We start from the raw sequence: 15,178 nt of genomic DNA, 5'->3' as shown, positions 1-15,178 counted from the left end.
GTGGGACGGGCCCGCGGCGGCGGAAGCGAGGACCTGCTGGTCTGGTCACGCGGTGTGCGCTCAGGTGACCGTCAGCAGGGAGTCATCGTGCACACGGGCCCCGGTTACCCACAGCGACGCGTCTGCCCACCGCGCGGCCCGCCACACCTCCGCGTCCGCGGCGGTCGGCGTCCCGCCGGTGAGGTGGGAATCCGGCCCCTGTGGGTACCCGGGGCCCGACGTCCCGGACACACCCCGTGCCGGGCCCGCCCCTGGACGGGAGACCCCCCATGGCCATACGCCACCAGCTCATCGACCGTGACCCCGCCGCCGTGTGGACGGTCCTGTCGAATCCCGCCCGGTACGCCGACTGGGTCGTGGGTACGTCGGACTCCGCGCCCCGCTCGGGATCCTGGCCGGACGTCGGCTCCTCGCTGTCGTTCACGGTCACCCTCGGCAAACGCCGGGCCCAGGGACATACGGTGGTCCGGCGTTTCGAGCCCCCGCGCCATCTGGAGCTGGAGGCGCACACCCCGCTGGGCAGCGCGCGGATCGCCCTCGACATCCGGACGTGGGGCGACGAAACCCTGGTCATCCTCGACGAGCACCCGCTGCGCGGGCTGGGGGGCGCCCTCCACAACACGGTGCTCGACGCGCTGCTCCAACTGCGGCACCGCCAGATGCTGCCCCGCCTCGCGCGCGTGGTCGAACAGGAGCACCCCGTGATGCAGGAGACCCCCCTGGACGACCGGGAGGCTGAGGCCGGGGCACGGAACACGGCATGACCGAAGGGTGAAGGTCCCGAGCCCAGGACCCGCGATGCCGACCTCCCCGAGACCGACGCCGCGGGACGCCAACTGCCCTACGGAGGTTGGGCTCGTGGCGGTCGTCGGCAACGAGGACGGGGCGCACCATGTCAGCGCCGAGCTGTTCCAGGTGCTGGGCGTCCGGCGGCGTCGCAGGGGGGTGGGAAGCCCCTCCCCGGGTACTCGGTGGGCTGTCGGAACATCCGGAAGGGACTTGAGGAGGTCACACTGGCCCACCCCCTCGCGGGATTCGCCCGTCCGGGCGGGTCCAGTTCTGGTCCTAGGATCTGGTCATGGCGGAAACCGACGGCGTACCGGAGCAGCACAGCGGTTGGACCTTTCTCACCAGCCACGCTCGTGTTCTGGCGTCGATCGCAGACAACCGCAACACCCGTATCCGTGACATCGCGGCACGCTGCCGGCTCACCGAGCGCTCGGTGCAGGGGATCATCGCCGATCTGGAACGCGACGGCTACCTCTCCCACACCCGCCGGGGCCGCACCAACACCTACGAGGTCGAACCCGGCCGGTTCCTGCGCCACCCGGCCGAGGCGGAAGCCGGACTGACCGTGGCGCCCCTGCTGGCCCTGCTGGTCAGGGACGAGGACGCCCGGCAGGACGGCCGCCACCGGCAGGCCCGGTCCCGGAGTCCTGAGCCCTGAAGCCCCGGGGCGGCGGCCGAGGGTGTGACGGCGGGCCTCCGTGGAACCCGGGGGTCATGACGACCACAGCACGCCTCAGGACGACGGCACGCCGCACGGGGGCGGACCACCTCACGCGGGCCGTGGGCCGTCACGCGGGCACGGCGTACCTGCTGAGCAAGGGGTACGGCCGGCTGCCGGACCTACGGCGCGCGGCCGGCGGCCCCGAGGCCGTCGCGGTGCGGATGCTCGGCCGCCGCATGGTGGCCCTGCACGGCCCACGGGCCGTCGAGTTCTTCTACGACGAACGCAACGTGCGGCGCGCCGTCCACACCCTGGACGGTGCGCCGCGCCGCGAGCGCAAGGCCCTGTTGATGACGGTCCTGTCGGACCCGGACCGCGTCGGCCTGCTGGTGGAGCGGGTACGGGAGGAATGGGAGCGGGCGGCGGCCCACTGGCCGGAACGCGAGCCGGTGGTCCTCTTCGACGAGACGGCCCGGATCCTGGCCCGCGCGGTGTGCGGCTGGGCGGGCGTCCCCTCGTACGGCACCCACGAGACGACGGCCCGTGACCTGGTGGCCATGGTGGACGGGTTCGCCTCCATGGGGCCGCGCCGGCTGCGGGCGCGGCGCGCCAGGAAGCGGCAGGAGGTGCGGCTCACCTCGCTGATCGAGGAACTCCGGTACGCGGGCGTACCGTCCGGGCGTACGACGCCGGCCCAGGCGGTGGCCGCCCACCGCACCGCCGACGGCGGGCGACTCACTCCGCACACAGGTGCGGTCGAACTCCTCGACATCCTGCGCCATGTGGTCGCGGTGGCCTGGTTCGTCACCTTCGCCGCGCACGCGCTGCACCGGTGGCCCCAGCATCGCGTCGTGCTCACCGAGGACGAGGGCCGTGAGGAGTACGCCCGCGCTGTCGCGGAGGAAGTGCGCCGGTTCTATCCCTTCGTGCCGTTCCTCGGAGGTGTCGCCGTGGCGGACACCTGGTGGGACGACGTACCCGTCGTGGCGGGCGATGCCGTCCTGCTGGATGTGTACGGGCACCACCACGACCCCGAACTGTGGCCGCAGCCCTATGTCTTCGACCCCGACCGCTTCCTCGGACCGGCCGACACGGGCGGCCCCGACCTGCTGATCCCGCAGGGCGGCGGCGATCCCACCACCGGCCACCGATGCCCCGGCGAGGACATCACCCTCGCCGTCCTGACCGCCCTGGTGCCCCGGCTGGCCCGGCTGCCGCACACCGTGCCGGAGCAGGATCTGACGATCCCCCTGAACCGGATACCGACCCGGCCGCGCAGCGGCTACGTCATGACGGACGTACGGCCCGAGAACGACTGAACGCCCGGCCGGCGCCCTGACGGGGAGGGGCTGCCGCCGTTCGGCACCGGGCGGCCCGGGCGGTTCGCCCGCCGGCAGCACGGCGTCTTCCACCGGGTGCGAATGGATTCAGCCGAAAAGCGACGGAACCGCCGTCTATCAGTCGCCCCGGCCCCCACAATGGCCGCATGAAATTCAGCTACGCGCTGCTCCCTGACCACTCGGTCACGGATGCCCTGGCGGCGATCGAACTCGCCGACGAACTCGGGTTCTACGCCTGCTACGCGGCCGACGAGACCTGGCACAAGGACCTGTGGGTGCTGTTCGCGGCGGCTGCCGCCCGTACCCGGTCGATCCGGTTCGGGCCCAGCGTCACGCCCGTGCTGCTCCGCGAGCCGAGCCATGTCGCGCAGGCCCTGGCCACACTCGACGAGGTGTCCGGCGGACGCGCCGAGGCGGTGCTCTCCAGCGGGAACCCGGGGCTGCTGGAGCAGTACCGGATCGACCCCAAGGGGCTCAAGCCGCTGTCGCGGACCAAGGAAGCTCTCCATGTGGTGCGCACCCTGCTGGACGAGGGCACGATCACGCACGCCGGGGAGTTCTTCTCGTACGACGGGCTGTTCACCTTCGCCCGGCCGGTGCAGGAGCGCGTGCCGCTGAAGCTGGGAGGGATGCGCGGGCCCCGGACGTTCGAGGTGGCCGGGGAGCTGTCCGACGGCTGCCACCACGCACTGAGCTACACCCGTGAGGCGTACGACTACATGGTCCGCCACCTCACGATCGGCGCCGAGCGTGCGGGCCGGGACGTCTCCTCCCTGGACATCGGAGCCTGGGTGGTCTTCGCCACGGCCGAGGACTCGGCGGCGGCCCGTGAGGCGGCCCGCAGCATGGTCGGCATCTACGCCTCCGCCATGCCGGAAGAGCAGCTCGTACGCAACGGTGTCGACCCGAGGGAACTGAAACCGGCCATCGACGCCATCCGCGCCGGGGACCTCGCCCGAGGCATCGAGCTGACCTCCCCGGAGGTGGCCGAGCGGCTGTCGGTGTCGGGGACGCCCGAGGAATGCCTGGAGAAGATCCGTACGGAGATCCAGCCGGCCGGCGTCAACCACATGCTCTGCGCGGTGACGGACCGGACCCTGGTGAACGCGTTCACCGGCCGCGACCTTCCCCAGATCCCCGGGGCCCGCGAACAGCTCCAGCTGATCCACGACCGGATCATGCCCGCCTTCGCCTGAAGGCCGATCCCGGGAACGCTTCTGGACACACTCCAGGGACACGATGCCCGATGTCGTGCCGGTCAGGATGCGATCATCATCATGACCGCGTACACCACCATCGCGGCGATGCCGAGGGCGATGCCCGCCTTTGCCAAGGCCGCATTGGACCGCGGTGTCTCACGCAGCGCCAGATATCCCGCCAGTATGGCCAGCGGACCGAGAATCAGACTGAAGACGAAGAGCGCCAGGACTCCACACACCAGGCTGGCGATCGCCAGCCCCTGAGCGCGGGAACGGCTGCGGGCGCCGGATACACGGCTGAAACTGTTCATGGCTTTCTCCCGTTGTGTTCGGCGTCAAGGTTCTTACCTGTCTGTGGATGCGTGTTCCCGCACTTGCCTTCCTCAGTCCTGCGGGCCCTCCACATCGCACCGCCCTGATCGACTCAGGGCGGTTCGGTGTTGGACCCCACAGGGATCCGAGGACACCATGGTCACCATGAGTGAACGCACGATTGCGCTGGTCACCGGCGATCGGCGTCCTCCGCGTCACCAACGCGATGCTGCCCCTGCTGCGCCGCTGCGCCGCGCCACGGATCGTGAACATGTCCAGCAGCGTCGGCTCGCTGGCCCGGCAGTCCGGATCCGCCGCCGAGCGGACGACCGGCCCGGTGTCCGCGGCGTACGCGACCTCGAAGACGTTCCTCAACGCCGTCACCGTGCAGTACGCCCGGGAGTTGAGCGACACGAACATCCTGATCAACCTCGGCTGCCCCGGCTTCGTCGCGACCGACCTGAACGCCTTCCGCGGGGTGCGCACCCCCGCACAGGGCGCGGCGATCGCCCTCACCCTCGCCACCCTGCCCGACGACGGGCCGACCGGCCAGTTCTTCGAGGACGCCGGCGCAGTGCCCTGGTGAGGCGCATCGAGCCGAGGTTGGCGGTCTGAGTGGCGAGCACCACCGGCTCGCCGGGAAGGGCGCTGTCGAACCAGTCGAGTGCCGCCGCGCACCGGCAACGATCAAGACGCCCCGACTGACCCACCCCTCTGCCCTGATCCGCCCCGGTTCAGCCGGTGCCGAAGGCCACGCCGAGGTGGCGCTCGGCGGGTGCGCCGGGGGTCCGGCGGTCGCTGCCGATCGTCCTGATGCCCTTGCGGGGGCCGATCACGCGCGAACGGCCGAAGTAGAGACGTCCGTGTTCGAAGACGACCGTGGGATCGTCCAGCACCATGAGGGAACGGATCTCCTGGTCCGCGGACTCCGCTGCGAGCATCAGCGTCCTGCGCCCTTGTACGTCCACTCCGGCTCGCCGGTCCGGGGATCCACCTTCCAGATCGCGCGCCTGGAATGCTTCTGTACGCAGCCGCGACCGCTTGCGATCAGCTCACGGCCGCCGCCGAGGCGCACCTCGTACGAGCACTGCGCGGCACCCTTGCTCCACAGTGCCTCGCCACCCGTGATCGGGTAGGCGACCGATCCCTTGAACCAGGTCACCCCGACGATGCCCTTGCCGATGTGCACATCCGGTGTGCTGAATCGCGCTTTGCTCTTCGGCAGCGCGGTCTCCCAGGACAGCAGGATGGTTGCGCTGACCACCGCCGGCGGTACCCTCTGGCACCAGTGCGGGACCGCTCGGGCGCACGGCGCTCGGTCATGAGGGGCCGTCGTCGCCGGGGCGGGGCACCGTGCTGAGTTGTTCGTCCAGTTCGTCGTAGACCAGGCCCTCGTGGCCCGTGTACCCCGTGCGGTACGCCACCCGGGCGACCAGGTGGGCGGCCACCGGGCCGGTCAGCAGCTGGAAGAAGCCGACCAGGCCGAGGGTGCCCAGGTCGATCCCGCTGCGGAGCCGGAGCGCCACGCCCATGAGGACCAGCAGCATCCCGAGGGCCTGGGGGTTGGTCGCCGCGTGGCTGCGGGAGAGGACGTCGGGCATGAGGACCATGCCCAGCGCGCCGAACACGCTGACCGCGGCGCCCGCGAACAGCAGTACCGCACCCGTGGTGTCCGCGACCTGCGCCCAGTCGTTCATCGTTCCTCCTTCCTGGTGGGCGGCTGGTCCGGTGCCCGGTCCCGGACGGCGATGAAACGGGCGATGCCCACGGAGCCGGTGAAGCCGAGGAAGGCCAGCACCAGCATCACGGGGAAGTAGAAGGAGTCCCGGCTGAGGGCCGAGCGGACCCCGATGCCCGCGATCATCAGGGCCGCGCACACATCGAGGGCCATGGCCCGGTCCAGCATGGAAGGCCCGCGCCACACCCGGTACAGCACCAGCGCCCCGGCGATCAGCAGCAGGACGGCGGCGGCCACCAGCAGGCCCCGGTCCACGGCCTGCGCGGCGCTCACCGGGGACTCCGGGGACGGGGCGGCGGCTGACGTACCCGGGCGATCTCCGCACGGTCGCCGAACGCCCGTACGACGAGTTCCTCCATCCGCCACACACCCTGCCGGGCCCGCTCCGGGGTCGCGGGGTCGTCGGCCTCCAGGACGTGCACGAAGAGCGTGGCCTGTGAGCGGTGCACCTCGACCACGGAGCTGTCGGGCACGTTGGAGACGGCGATCGCGGTCGCGGTGAGCATCAGATCGCTGCGGCAGCGCAGCGGAACGGCCAGGACACCCGCGCGGAACGGCCGCCGGTCCACCATCTGGTGGGACACCTTGGCTCCGGCCGTGTACATCTCCCACAGCAGCCGTACGGTCAGCCGGGCGATGCCCAGGGGATGCAGCCGCAGCCCGATGTTGACCTCCGGGAGCGGGAACACCAGGCAGACGATCACCGCCACCAGCACCCCGGTGAGCGCGTTGGGGAGGCTGAGCGTGCCCCACAGCAGTATCCACACCAGGGTCAGCCAGGCGATCAGCGGAAGGTCCAGCACGCGGCGCCGGCGTCCCACCACCACACAGCTGAGGGGCGGCTGGTCCGGATCGCGGAAACGGAGCGAGATCACGGGTTCGTCATGGGCCGAGCACCGCCTCGATGTAGGGGGAACGGAGCAGGAGTTCGGCCGCCGCCCGGTCGGTGAGGGCGGTGAAGGGATCGCCCAGCACCGTGTAGGCCAGCGACAGCACGACCATGGCGAGGGTCGCCCAGGTCATGCTGCGGGGCAGCCGGTCCGTGGTCGTCGTGATGGCCCGGCCGAAGAGCGTCGCGGTGACGGCCTGGCCCGCGGGTTGCGGACGGCTGGAGGAGTCAGCGGGCGTTCCGTCACCCGAGCCGGAGCCGGGGGCAGAACCGGAACGGGGGCCGGTGTCCGAGCCGGTGTCGGAGTCGGAGTCGGCGTGGTCCTCGTCCGGGTCGGTCTCCTCCAGCACCGTCACCCGGGCGGGCCGGTCGGGCGCAGCCGCGCGCCAGAACGCGAGGTTCCACACCTTCGCCATCACATACAGGGTCAACAGGCTCGTCAGGGACGCCGCGGCGACCAGGAGGTACGCCAGGAACCCGGCGTCCGCGACGCCCGCCCGCAGCAGTTGCAGCTTCCCGATGAACCCCGACATCGGGGGGATGCCCGCGAGATTCAGCGCGGGCACCAGGAACAGCACGGCCAGCGCGGGAGCGGCCCGGGTCAGTCCGCCGACCCGGGTCAGTTCCGTGGTGCCGGTACGGCGCTCGATCAGCCCCGCGACCAGGAACAGGGCGGTCTGCACGGTGATGTGGTGGACGACGTACACGATCGCCCCGCCGAGCCCGGCGCGGGTGCCCACCCCGATACCGAAGATCATGTAGCCGATGTGGCTGATCAGCACGAAGGACAGCAGCCGTTTGAGGTCGGTCTGCGCCACCGCGCCGAGCACCCCGATCAGCAGGGAGGCCAGCGCCGCCCACATCAGCAGGTCGGCCAGCCGGTTGCCCGGGAACAGCAGGGTCTCCACCCGCAGGACGCAGTACACCCCGACCTTGGTGAGCAGCCCCGCGAACACCGCGGTGACCGGGGCCGGGGTCGTCGGGTACGAGTCGGGCAGCCACGCCCCGAGCGGGAACACGGCGGCCTTCACCGCGAACACCGTCAGCAGTGTCACCTCCAGCAGGGTGCGCACCCCGACCGGGAGTTCCGCGAGGCGCTGCGCGAGCTGGCCCAGGCTGACGGTGCCCGCCGCCGCGTAGGTCAGGGCGACCGCCGTGAAGAACACCATGGAGGAGACCAGCGACACCAGGACGTAGGTCGCGCCCGCCCGCAGCCGCGCGGCGGTGCCGCCGAGGGTCAGCAGGACGAAGCTCGCCACCAGCATGATCTCGAAGCCCACATACAGGTTGACCAGGTCGCCCGCGAGGAAGGTGCAGGACACCCCGGCCACCAGCACCATGTACGCGGGGTGGTAGATGGCCAGCGGCGACTGCTCCTCCCGGTCCGCCATGCCCTGGCCGATGGAGTACACCAGCACGCACAGGGTGACCGCCGACGACACCGTCAGCATCAGCGCCGACAACCGGTCGGCGACCAGGGTGATCCCCACCGGCGGGGCGAAGTCCCCGAGGTGCAGGGCCAGCGGCCCGTTGCGGTCCGCCTCGACCAGCATCGTCAGGGACAGCGCGAGCACGGCGCTCAGCACCAGGACACCGACGGCCCGCTGGGCCCGCGGGAAGCGGGTACCGAGAGCGAGTTCGAGGCCCGCCGCCAGCAGCGGCAGCAGTACGGGCAGCGCCACGAGTGAGTTCACCGCGCGGCCCCCTCGGACGCGTCGGCGTCGGCGGGGTCCTCGCCCAGGATGTCGTCCCACAGGTCACCCGAGGCGTCCCGGGCCCGCGCCTGGAGCGCCCGGTCCTCCCGCAGCACACTCCGCAGCCGTCGGCGCTCCGCCCGATAGGCGCCCCGGTCGCCCTCCGGCCCCCGTCCGCGGGCTCCGTGCAACTCCCTGAGCTGGGACCGCTGTTCCTGCACCTGCGCGCGCAGGGCGATCCGGCGGTCCTCGATGTCGTCCATCACCTCGTCGGTCCCGTTCACCCGCTGACTGCGGTACGCGATGGTGAGCAGGAACGCCGTCGTGGCCAGGGTGATGACGATGGCGGTCAGGGCGACGGCCTGCGGCAGGGGGTCACTGACCCGGGCCGGATCGATCCTCGGATACAGCAGCGGCGCCGACCCCGCGGGCCCGCTGGCGGCGAGCAGCAGCACATTGATGCCGTTGCTGAGGATCACCGCGCCGACCAGGATGCGGGTCAGGGCACGCATCAGCAGCAGGACCCCGCCCACCGCGCACAGCACGGCTCCTGTCGCCAGCAGGGTGAGACTGACGGTCACCGGCCGGCCTCCTTCGACATCCCGCGGGCCTCCCGCTCGATCTGCCGGTCGATGCGCGCGCCGAGCGCCCGCACGATGTCCAGGACCACCCCGAGGACCAGGAGGTAGACCCCGGTGTCGAAGAGGACGGGCGTCCCGAGGTGGACGTGGCCGAAGACGGGCAGGCGCGTCTCGTAGGTCAGCGGATGCAGCACGGCGCCCTTGACCACGCCGAGGGCGGCGACCGACGCCGACAGGAACAGCCCCAGTCCGGTCAGCAGCCCGGGGTGTCCCGGCGCCGCGTCGGCCAGTTCGTGCCGTCCGCCGGCCAGATAGCGCGCCATCATCGCGACGCCCGCCACCAGGCCCGCCACGAACCCGCCGCCCGGGAGGTTCTCCGCGCACAGCAGCAGGTACACGGAGAGCACCAGGACCGGATGGAACACCAGCCGGGCCACCACCTCGAAGACCACGGAACGGTACTCCGGCGCGAGGGTTGGGCCGGCCGCGAGCCAGGTCCGTTCCGGCGCCGTGTCCTCGGCCACCGTCTCGCGGACCGCGAAGTGCGAGCCGTACGACCACGCGGTGGGACCGCCCGACGGCGGTACGGGCTGCGCACCCGACGCGGGCTCGGTCCCGCCGCGCTCACTCACCCCGGTCCGGCGGTGCACGTAGATCAGGCTCGTCACCCCGACCGCCGCGACCGCGAGGACCGCCGATTCACCGAGGGTGTCCCAGGCGCGGAACTCCACCAGGGTCGTCGCCACCACCTCCTTCACCCCGACGTGGGCGGTGGCCTCCACCAGCGCGCCGCCCGCGGGCTCGGCGATCCGGGCGGCGGCGACCACCCACAGCGCGGTGGCGACCACGGCCGAGGCGACCAGGGCGAGGGGGACGCGCAGAAGCAGCCGGCGGCGGCTGATGGTCTCGTGGAAGTACACCGGCATCCGGCGCAGCACCAGCACGAACACCAGCAGCGCCACGGTCTCCACACAGAACTGGGTGAGTGCCAGGTCGGGTGCGCCGTGCACGACGAAGAGGAGCGCGGTGCCGTATCCGGTGAGCCCGGCCAGCACCACGACCTTCATCCGTCGCTGCACCGGCAGGCACAACACGGCAGCCGCACAGGTCAGCAGGGCGAGGGCGCCCTGAGCGGCGGAGTCCCACAGTCTCGGCGCCGCCGCTGCGGCCCAGGGCCCGTCCACCAGCAGCACGGTGAGCTGTCCGGCGAGGAGCACGCTCAGCACCGTCGCCAGGTACACCGAGACGGAGCCGCGCTGGAAGAACCCGGTCACCTGGAGCGCGACCCGTTCCAGCCCCAGCAGCCCCAGCCCGAACACCCGGTCCGCGGTGGGCCAGGCGACCCGGCGGGACAGCCGTACCACCGGGTCGCGCAGCAGGAACAGGACGATGCCGCCGCCCCACGCCGCGGCGGACAGCAGCAGGGCGGTGCCCAGTCCGTGCCACAGCGACAGCGCGTACGGGTACGCCGGTGCGGGGAAGGCGGACGCGTACGCCCCCAGCAGCCCGTTCCACCAGGACACCCCCGGCCCGAAGACCACGCACGCCACGGCGAGCAGGGCGGCGGGCGCCAGGAACGGCGGGCCCACCCGGTGGACCGGGGTGTCGTCCAGCCCCGGTTTGCGGGCGAACGCGCCCCACAGGAAACGCAGGGTGTAGGCGCAGGTGAGGGCCGATCCGACGGTGACGACGGCCAGCAGCCAGCGGTCGGCGGTGTCTCCGTGCAGCAGCGCCTCGAAGGCCGCCTCCTTGGCGGCGAACCCCAGCAGCGGGGGCAGCGCCGCCATCGACGCCCCGGCGACCACCGCGGTGCCCGCCACCCACGGCAGCGCCCGCCCCACCCCCGACAGCAGCCGCAGGTTCCGGGTGCCGGTGGCGTGGTCGACGATGCCGGTGACGAGGAACAGGGGGGCTTTGAACAGCGCGTGCGCGAGGATCAGTACGGCGGCGGCCAGGGCGGCGTTCCGGTTGCCGACCCCGGCGAGCGCGATCAGGAAGCCGAGTTGGCTGACCGTGCCGTACGCCAGGACCAGCTTCAGGTCGCCCAGTCGCAGTGCCCGCCAGCCGCCCAGCAGCATCGTCGCGGAGCCCAGCACCAGCAGCACCGGCCGCCACAGCGGGACGTCCGCGAAGGCGGGTGCCAGCCGGGCCACCAGGTACACGCCCGCCTTCACCATCGCCGCCGCGTGCAGATAGGCGCTGACCGGCGTGGGCGCGGCCATCGCGTTGGGCAACCACACACTGAACGGCCAGATCGCCGACTTCGACAGGGCTCCCAGGAGCACCAGCCCGATCGCCGTGGACACGGTGGCGGAGGGCGCGGGCGGATCGGCGATCAGCTCGGAGACCCGGTAGGTGCCCGCCTCCTGGCCGAGCATCAGGAAGCCGACGAGCATGGCCAGCCCGCCCAGCGTGGTCACGGTCAACGCCTGGAGCGCGGCCCGGCGGTTCTGCTTGCGTTCGCTGTCGTAGCCGATCAGCAGATAGGAGAAGACGGTGGTCAGCTCCCAGAAGACATACAGGACCACCAGGTCGTCGGCGAGCACCAGCCCGAGCATGGCGCCCGTGAAGGCCAGCAGATTCCCGGCGAACCCACCGAGCCGGGGCGCCCCGTCGGCGAAGTACCGTACGCAGTACAGCAGCACCAGCGCGCCGACCCCGGCCGCCAGCACCACCATGAGCAGCGCCAGCGCGTCCAGCCGTAGCGCGATCCACACGTCGTACACCGGGAGCCAGGCCAGCGACCAGCTCACCGCGCTGCCCGCGGCGGCCGTGCCCCACTGGGCGACGGCCCAGCCCAGGGTGGCGGCGGGCGGCACCGCCAGCACGACGAAGGCCCGCGTCCCCAGCCGCCGCACCAAGGGGCCGGCGCACGCGGCGAGCAGGAAGTGAACGAGGATCAGCGCCGCCATGCCGCCCCGTGATCCGAGGGACGGCGTACGGCGGTCCGGTCAGGGCGAGCGACAGCGGACATGGGACATATAGCTATAAGCCGCGCACCGATTTCGCGTCTCGCCGCGCCGTCGAGCCGCCGCCCCGCCCCGAGGTGCCCCCCTCCGGCCCAGCCGCGGCCCGGTTCCCGGACCGTCGTACGAGGTCGGACTCGGCTCAGTCCTTGAAGGAGCGGATCGCGTAGTTCCCCTCGAGATTGCCGCCCGTTCCGGCCTTGGTGGAGCCGATCTTGTTCTCGTAATTCGTGTTCTTGTAGATCTTGACCTTTTTACCGGTCGCGTTCCAGACCGATTTGACCACTGCACCTCGCTGGATGAAGGGACAGCCGGTGGCGGTGTTCGGCTGGTCGGGTACCCACTGACAACTGCTTCCGCCACCGTCCCAGCCGCTGTAGATGCAGTATTTCCCGTGTACACAGTTCGAGTAGGCGGCGACGGACGGGGCGTCGGTGGCGGCTGTCGCGGTGGAGCCGATGCCGAGGGCACCCGTCAGGAGGATCGAGGCGGCGGCGAACGCGGTGATGCGCTTCATTCGTGGAACTCCCTGTGCTGTCGAGGTGCTCAGTGATCGTCAGCCTCGCAGGAGGACCGGGTGCGGGGGCAGAGGTGAACGAGGGGCGCGCGAGGCTCGTCCCCGCCCGCCCGACGCCCGTCCGCCCCGGGAGTTGATCCGCGCGCCGACCTCCAGGCCGGGGCCACCCTCACCGGGCTGGCCGCCCCGCACCCCCGTGTCACCCCGGGGCGACGGCCTCGCGGTCGGGGTGGGCCGGATCGAGCGTGAAGATCGTGCCGTCCGAGGCCGACAGCACCAGGGCGCCGCGGTTGAACCACACGACGGGCAGCCGATCGCTGTTGCCGAGCACCTCGGCGCGGGCTGACGACTCCCACAACAGCGTGCCCCGGGCCGCGTCCAGCGCGATCACCCGTCCGCTGGCGCCGGCCACGTAGAGCGTGTTCCCGCTCGGGTCCACCGACGCCTGCCCCGGCGGCTCCAAGGTGGTGCGGCCGGTCCACAGCCGCGCCCCCGTCGTCGGGGAGAAGGCCGTGACCAGGCCGCTGGAGGTGACCACGTAGAGCGTGTCGTGGGCCAGCGTGGGAAGTCCGCCGCGGTAGCGCTCCGGCAGGTCGGTCACGGTGCGTCTGCCGGTCTGCGGGTCGACGCGGACGACACGGGTGTAGATCACGTCGAAGCCGTTGCCGGCGCCCCGGCGGTCGGCCTCAAGGAAGAGCAGCTGTCCGGACAGCGTGCCCACGAGGCTGCCTGTCTGGGCGGACGTCACGCTGAACGCCGAACCGTCGTCCGGGTCGACGACGTAGAACCTGCTGGTGTCCGAGTCGGTCGTCTGGTCGCTGCATTCCAGGTAGGGGAAGTCCTCCGTGGTCCGCAGCGAGCAGAACCAGTCCTCGGGCACGGGCACGGTCGTGCGCACGCTGCCGTCCCGCGCCGAGCGGACGGTGACCACGCTGCCGTCGCCCTCCTCGGTCAGGGTCACCCCGGCGGCGTAGGCCGAGCCTTGGCTGTCGGTACGCACCGCGCGGGACCAGACCTTCGCGCCGGTCTCGTGGTCGAGCGCGAGGACGGACCGGGCTTCCTCCGGTCCGTCGGCGGCGATGATCGTCAACTCGACCAGGACCAGGCCGTCGTCCACGCCGAGGAGGGCGGTGATGTAGCGGTCGGCCTTCATGTCCGGGGGCGCGATCCCGGCCCGCCACAGGGTCCGGCCGGTGGTGGCGTCGACCCGGGTCGGCAGAAGGGCGGTGCCCCCGCAGTACACGGACGCCCCGTCCGACACACAGCTGGGCGAGGTGTCACCCTCGTAGCCCGGCGCTTTCGCCACGCCCTGGTCGGCCGTCGCGGACACGGTCGTCTGCCAGGGCTTCCAGCCGGTGGGCAGGGTGCCCCAGCGGGATCCCTCGGAGGACTTGCCACCGGTGGGCGCCTGGCTGTCGCCGTCCCCCGGGACGAGCCGGACGTAGCCGGTCAGGGCGAGGGCCGCCGCCGCGGCCACGGCCAGCAGGGCCCTCGGTGAAGGACGGCGGGAGCGGCGCCCGGTGAACGGCACGGAGGTCGCGCCGGAGGCCGGGACGGGGCCCGTCCGGGCGGACGGCAGACGCAGGGTCAGGGTCTGCGGTTCGGCGGACGACGGCTCCGGCAGGACCGCCGCGAACTCCTGGGCCAGAGCGTCGAGTCCGGGCCGGTCGGCGGGATCCTTGGCCAGGCAGCGGGTCAGCACCGCGCGCAGCGGGCCGGTCACCCCGTCCAGCACGGGCTCGTCGTGGACCACCCGGTAGCCCGTCAGATAGGGGCTGTCCGCGTCGAAGGGCCCGCGCCCGGTGACGCAGTAGACCAGCAGCGCGCCGAGCGAGAAGATGTCGGAGGCGGGGCCGACCATACGGGCGTCCGTGAACTGCTCCGGGGACATGAACGGCGGGGTGCCCACCATCTGCCCGGTCTCGGTGAGGGTGCTGTGGTTCTCGGCGGCCCGGGAGATGCCGAAGTCGATGACGCGGGGGCCGTCCCCGGCCATCAGCACGTTGGCCGGCTTCAGATCCCGGTGCACCACCCCGGCCCGGTGGATGTCCCGCAGAGCCTCCACCAGACCGAGGGCCAGCGGCCTCAGCTCGGTGACGCGGAGCCCTCCGTACGTCCGGATGCGGGCGGCGAGGGAGTCTCCGGGCACGTACTGGGTGGCCATCCAGGGCGTCGCCGCGTCCGGGTCGGCGTCCAGCACCGGGGCGGTGAAGGCTCCGCTCACCCGGCGGGCGGCCTCGATCTCCTGCCGGAACCGGGCCCGGAAGACGGGGTCGGCGGCGTACTGGGCGTGCACCACCTTGACGGCGACCTCGCGGCCGGAGCGGGACCGGCCCCGGTAGACGATGCCCATACCGCCGGCGCCGAGCCGGTCGGCCAGCCGGTAGCCGCCGAGGGATCTCGGGTCATCCTTGTGCAGAGGCACGCCCAGACTCTCCTTCGCCGTCCTGCGGTTCGCGGCGCCAGCATACGGAAACCCGTGTTCCGTAACG

At 72.0% G+C, this 15,178-nt stretch carries 15 protein-coding genes and 2 pseudogenes; 5 read left to right on the top strand and 12 right to left on the bottom strand.

The window, feature by feature from the left end:
• The first annotated feature begins 269 nt into the window (after nucleotides 1-269).
• The 4 genes from ACIQNG_RS14595 to ACIQNG_RS14580 all read left to right on the top strand — a co-directional run bounded on the left by ACIQNG_RS14595 (nucleotide 270) and on the right by ACIQNG_RS14580 (nucleotide 3,986).
• Nucleotides 270-764 (top strand): SRPBCC family protein, encoded by a 495-nt coding sequence (locus ACIQNG_RS14595; protein WP_401485049.1) that lies wholly within the window; start codon nucleotides 270-272, stop codon nucleotides 762-764.
• Nucleotides 765-1,078: 314 nt separating this feature from the next.
• Nucleotides 1,079-1,447 (top strand): MarR family transcriptional regulator, encoded by a 369-nt coding sequence (locus ACIQNG_RS14590; protein ID WP_401430993.1) that lies wholly within the window; start codon nucleotides 1,079-1,081, stop codon nucleotides 1,445-1,447.
• A gap of 56 nt (nucleotides 1,448-1,503) precedes the next feature.
• Nucleotides 1,504-2,769: a cytochrome P450 gene (locus ACIQNG_RS14585; RefSeq protein WP_401485047.1), complete on the top strand. Its 1,266-nt coding sequence runs from the start codon at nucleotides 1,504-1,506 to the stop codon at nucleotides 2,767-2,769.
• 167 nt (nucleotides 2,770-2,936) lie between these two features.
• Nucleotides 2,937-3,986, top strand: coding sequence for an LLM class flavin-dependent oxidoreductase (locus ACIQNG_RS14580; RefSeq protein WP_401485045.1), 1,050 nt, complete (start codon nucleotides 2,937-2,939; stop codon nucleotides 3,984-3,986).
• Nucleotides 3,987-4,048: 62 nt separating this feature from the next.
• Here ACIQNG_RS14580 and ACIQNG_RS14575 read toward each other — a convergent pair whose 3' ends face one another.
• Nucleotides 4,049-4,300 carry a DUF4190 domain-containing protein gene (locus ACIQNG_RS14575; protein ID WP_401430987.1) on the bottom strand — a complete coding sequence of 84 codons (252 nt, stop codon included), beginning with the start codon at nucleotides 4,298-4,300 and terminating at the stop codon, nucleotides 4,049-4,051.
• 200 nt (nucleotides 4,301-4,500) lie between these two features.
• Here ACIQNG_RS14575 and ACIQNG_RS14570 point away from each other — a divergent pair.
• Nucleotides 4,501-4,887: pseudogene (locus tag ACIQNG_RS14570) on the top strand (SDR family NAD(P)-dependent oxidoreductase); the annotation flags it as partial.
• On the opposite strand, the pseudogene ACIQNG_RS14565 reads toward ACIQNG_RS14570, so the two are convergent.
• From ACIQNG_RS14565 to ACIQNG_RS14515, 11 genes and pseudogenes are all read right to left on the bottom strand, one after another.
• Nucleotides 4,874-4,978, bottom strand: a pseudogene (locus ACIQNG_RS14565) (GNAT family N-acetyltransferase); the annotation flags it as partial. The pseudogenes ACIQNG_RS14570 and ACIQNG_RS14565 sit on opposite strands and share 14 nt — an antisense overlap.
• A gap of 57 nt (nucleotides 4,979-5,035) precedes the next feature.
• The gene (locus ACIQNG_RS14560) at nucleotides 5,036-5,242 is read right to left on the bottom strand and encodes a hypothetical protein (RefSeq protein WP_401485043.1); all 207 of its coding nucleotides are present in this window, start codon (nucleotides 5,240-5,242) and stop codon (nucleotides 5,036-5,038) included.
• Nucleotides 5,242-5,565, bottom strand: coding sequence for a hypothetical protein (locus ACIQNG_RS14555; protein ID WP_401485041.1), 324 nt, complete (start codon nucleotides 5,563-5,565; stop codon nucleotides 5,242-5,244). Before ACIQNG_RS14555 ends, ACIQNG_RS14560 begins: the two co-directional genes overlap by 1 nt.
• 55 nt (nucleotides 5,566-5,620) lie before the next feature.
• Entirely contained in the window at nucleotides 5,621-5,998 is a 378-nt protein-coding gene (gene mnhG, locus ACIQNG_RS14550; RefSeq protein ID WP_401485039.1) for a monovalent cation/H(+) antiporter subunit G, read from the bottom strand.
• Nucleotides 5,995-6,312, bottom strand: a complete 318-nt coding sequence (locus ACIQNG_RS14545; protein WP_401430979.1) for a monovalent cation/H+ antiporter complex subunit F — start codon at nucleotides 6,310-6,312, stop codon at nucleotides 5,995-5,997. The genes mnhG and ACIQNG_RS14545 overlap by 4 nt, the downstream gene beginning before the upstream one ends.
• On the bottom strand, nucleotides 6,309-6,914 hold the full coding sequence (locus ACIQNG_RS14540; protein WP_401485037.1) for a Na+/H+ antiporter subunit E: 606 nt from the start codon (nucleotides 6,912-6,914) through the stop codon (nucleotides 6,309-6,311). Before ACIQNG_RS14540 ends, ACIQNG_RS14545 begins: the two co-directional genes overlap by 4 nt.
• Before the next feature lie 7 nt (nucleotides 6,915-6,921).
• On the bottom strand, nucleotides 6,922-8,622 hold the full coding sequence (locus ACIQNG_RS14535) for a Na+/H+ antiporter subunit D (RefSeq protein WP_401485035.1): 1,701 nt from the start codon (nucleotides 8,620-8,622) through the stop codon (nucleotides 6,922-6,924).
• Entirely contained in the window at nucleotides 8,619-9,203 is a 585-nt protein-coding gene (locus tag ACIQNG_RS14530) for a Na(+)/H(+) antiporter subunit C (RefSeq protein WP_401430973.1), read from the bottom strand. The genes ACIQNG_RS14535 and ACIQNG_RS14530 overlap by 4 nt, the downstream gene beginning before the upstream one ends.
• Complete coding sequence (locus ACIQNG_RS14525) at nucleotides 9,200-12,115, bottom strand: Na+/H+ antiporter subunit A (protein ID WP_401485033.1); 2,916 nt, start codon at nucleotides 12,113-12,115, stop codon at nucleotides 9,200-9,202. The genes ACIQNG_RS14530 and ACIQNG_RS14525 overlap by 4 nt, the downstream gene beginning before the upstream one ends.
• Nucleotides 12,116-12,311: 196 nt before the next feature.
• The gene (locus ACIQNG_RS14520) at nucleotides 12,312-12,686 is read right to left on the bottom strand and encodes a peptidase inhibitor family I36 protein (RefSeq protein ID WP_401485031.1); all 375 of its coding nucleotides are present in this window, start codon (nucleotides 12,684-12,686) and stop codon (nucleotides 12,312-12,314) included.
• Nucleotides 12,687-12,885: 199 nt separating this feature from the next.
• Nucleotides 12,886-15,111, bottom strand: coding sequence for a PQQ-binding-like beta-propeller repeat protein (locus ACIQNG_RS14515; RefSeq protein ID WP_401485029.1), 2,226 nt, complete (start codon nucleotides 15,109-15,111; stop codon nucleotides 12,886-12,888).
• Between the last annotated feature and the right edge of the window lie 67 nt (nucleotides 15,112-15,178).

Origin of the sequence: Streptomyces sp. NPDC091377, assembly GCF_044757045.1 — a bacterium.
In the GTDB taxonomy this organism is placed as follows: domain Bacteria; phylum Actinomycetota; class Actinomycetes; order Streptomycetales; family Streptomycetaceae; genus Streptomyces.
The sequence above is the reverse complement of the archived record's forward strand: the minus strand, read 5'-3'. Positions and strand labels throughout refer to the sequence as shown.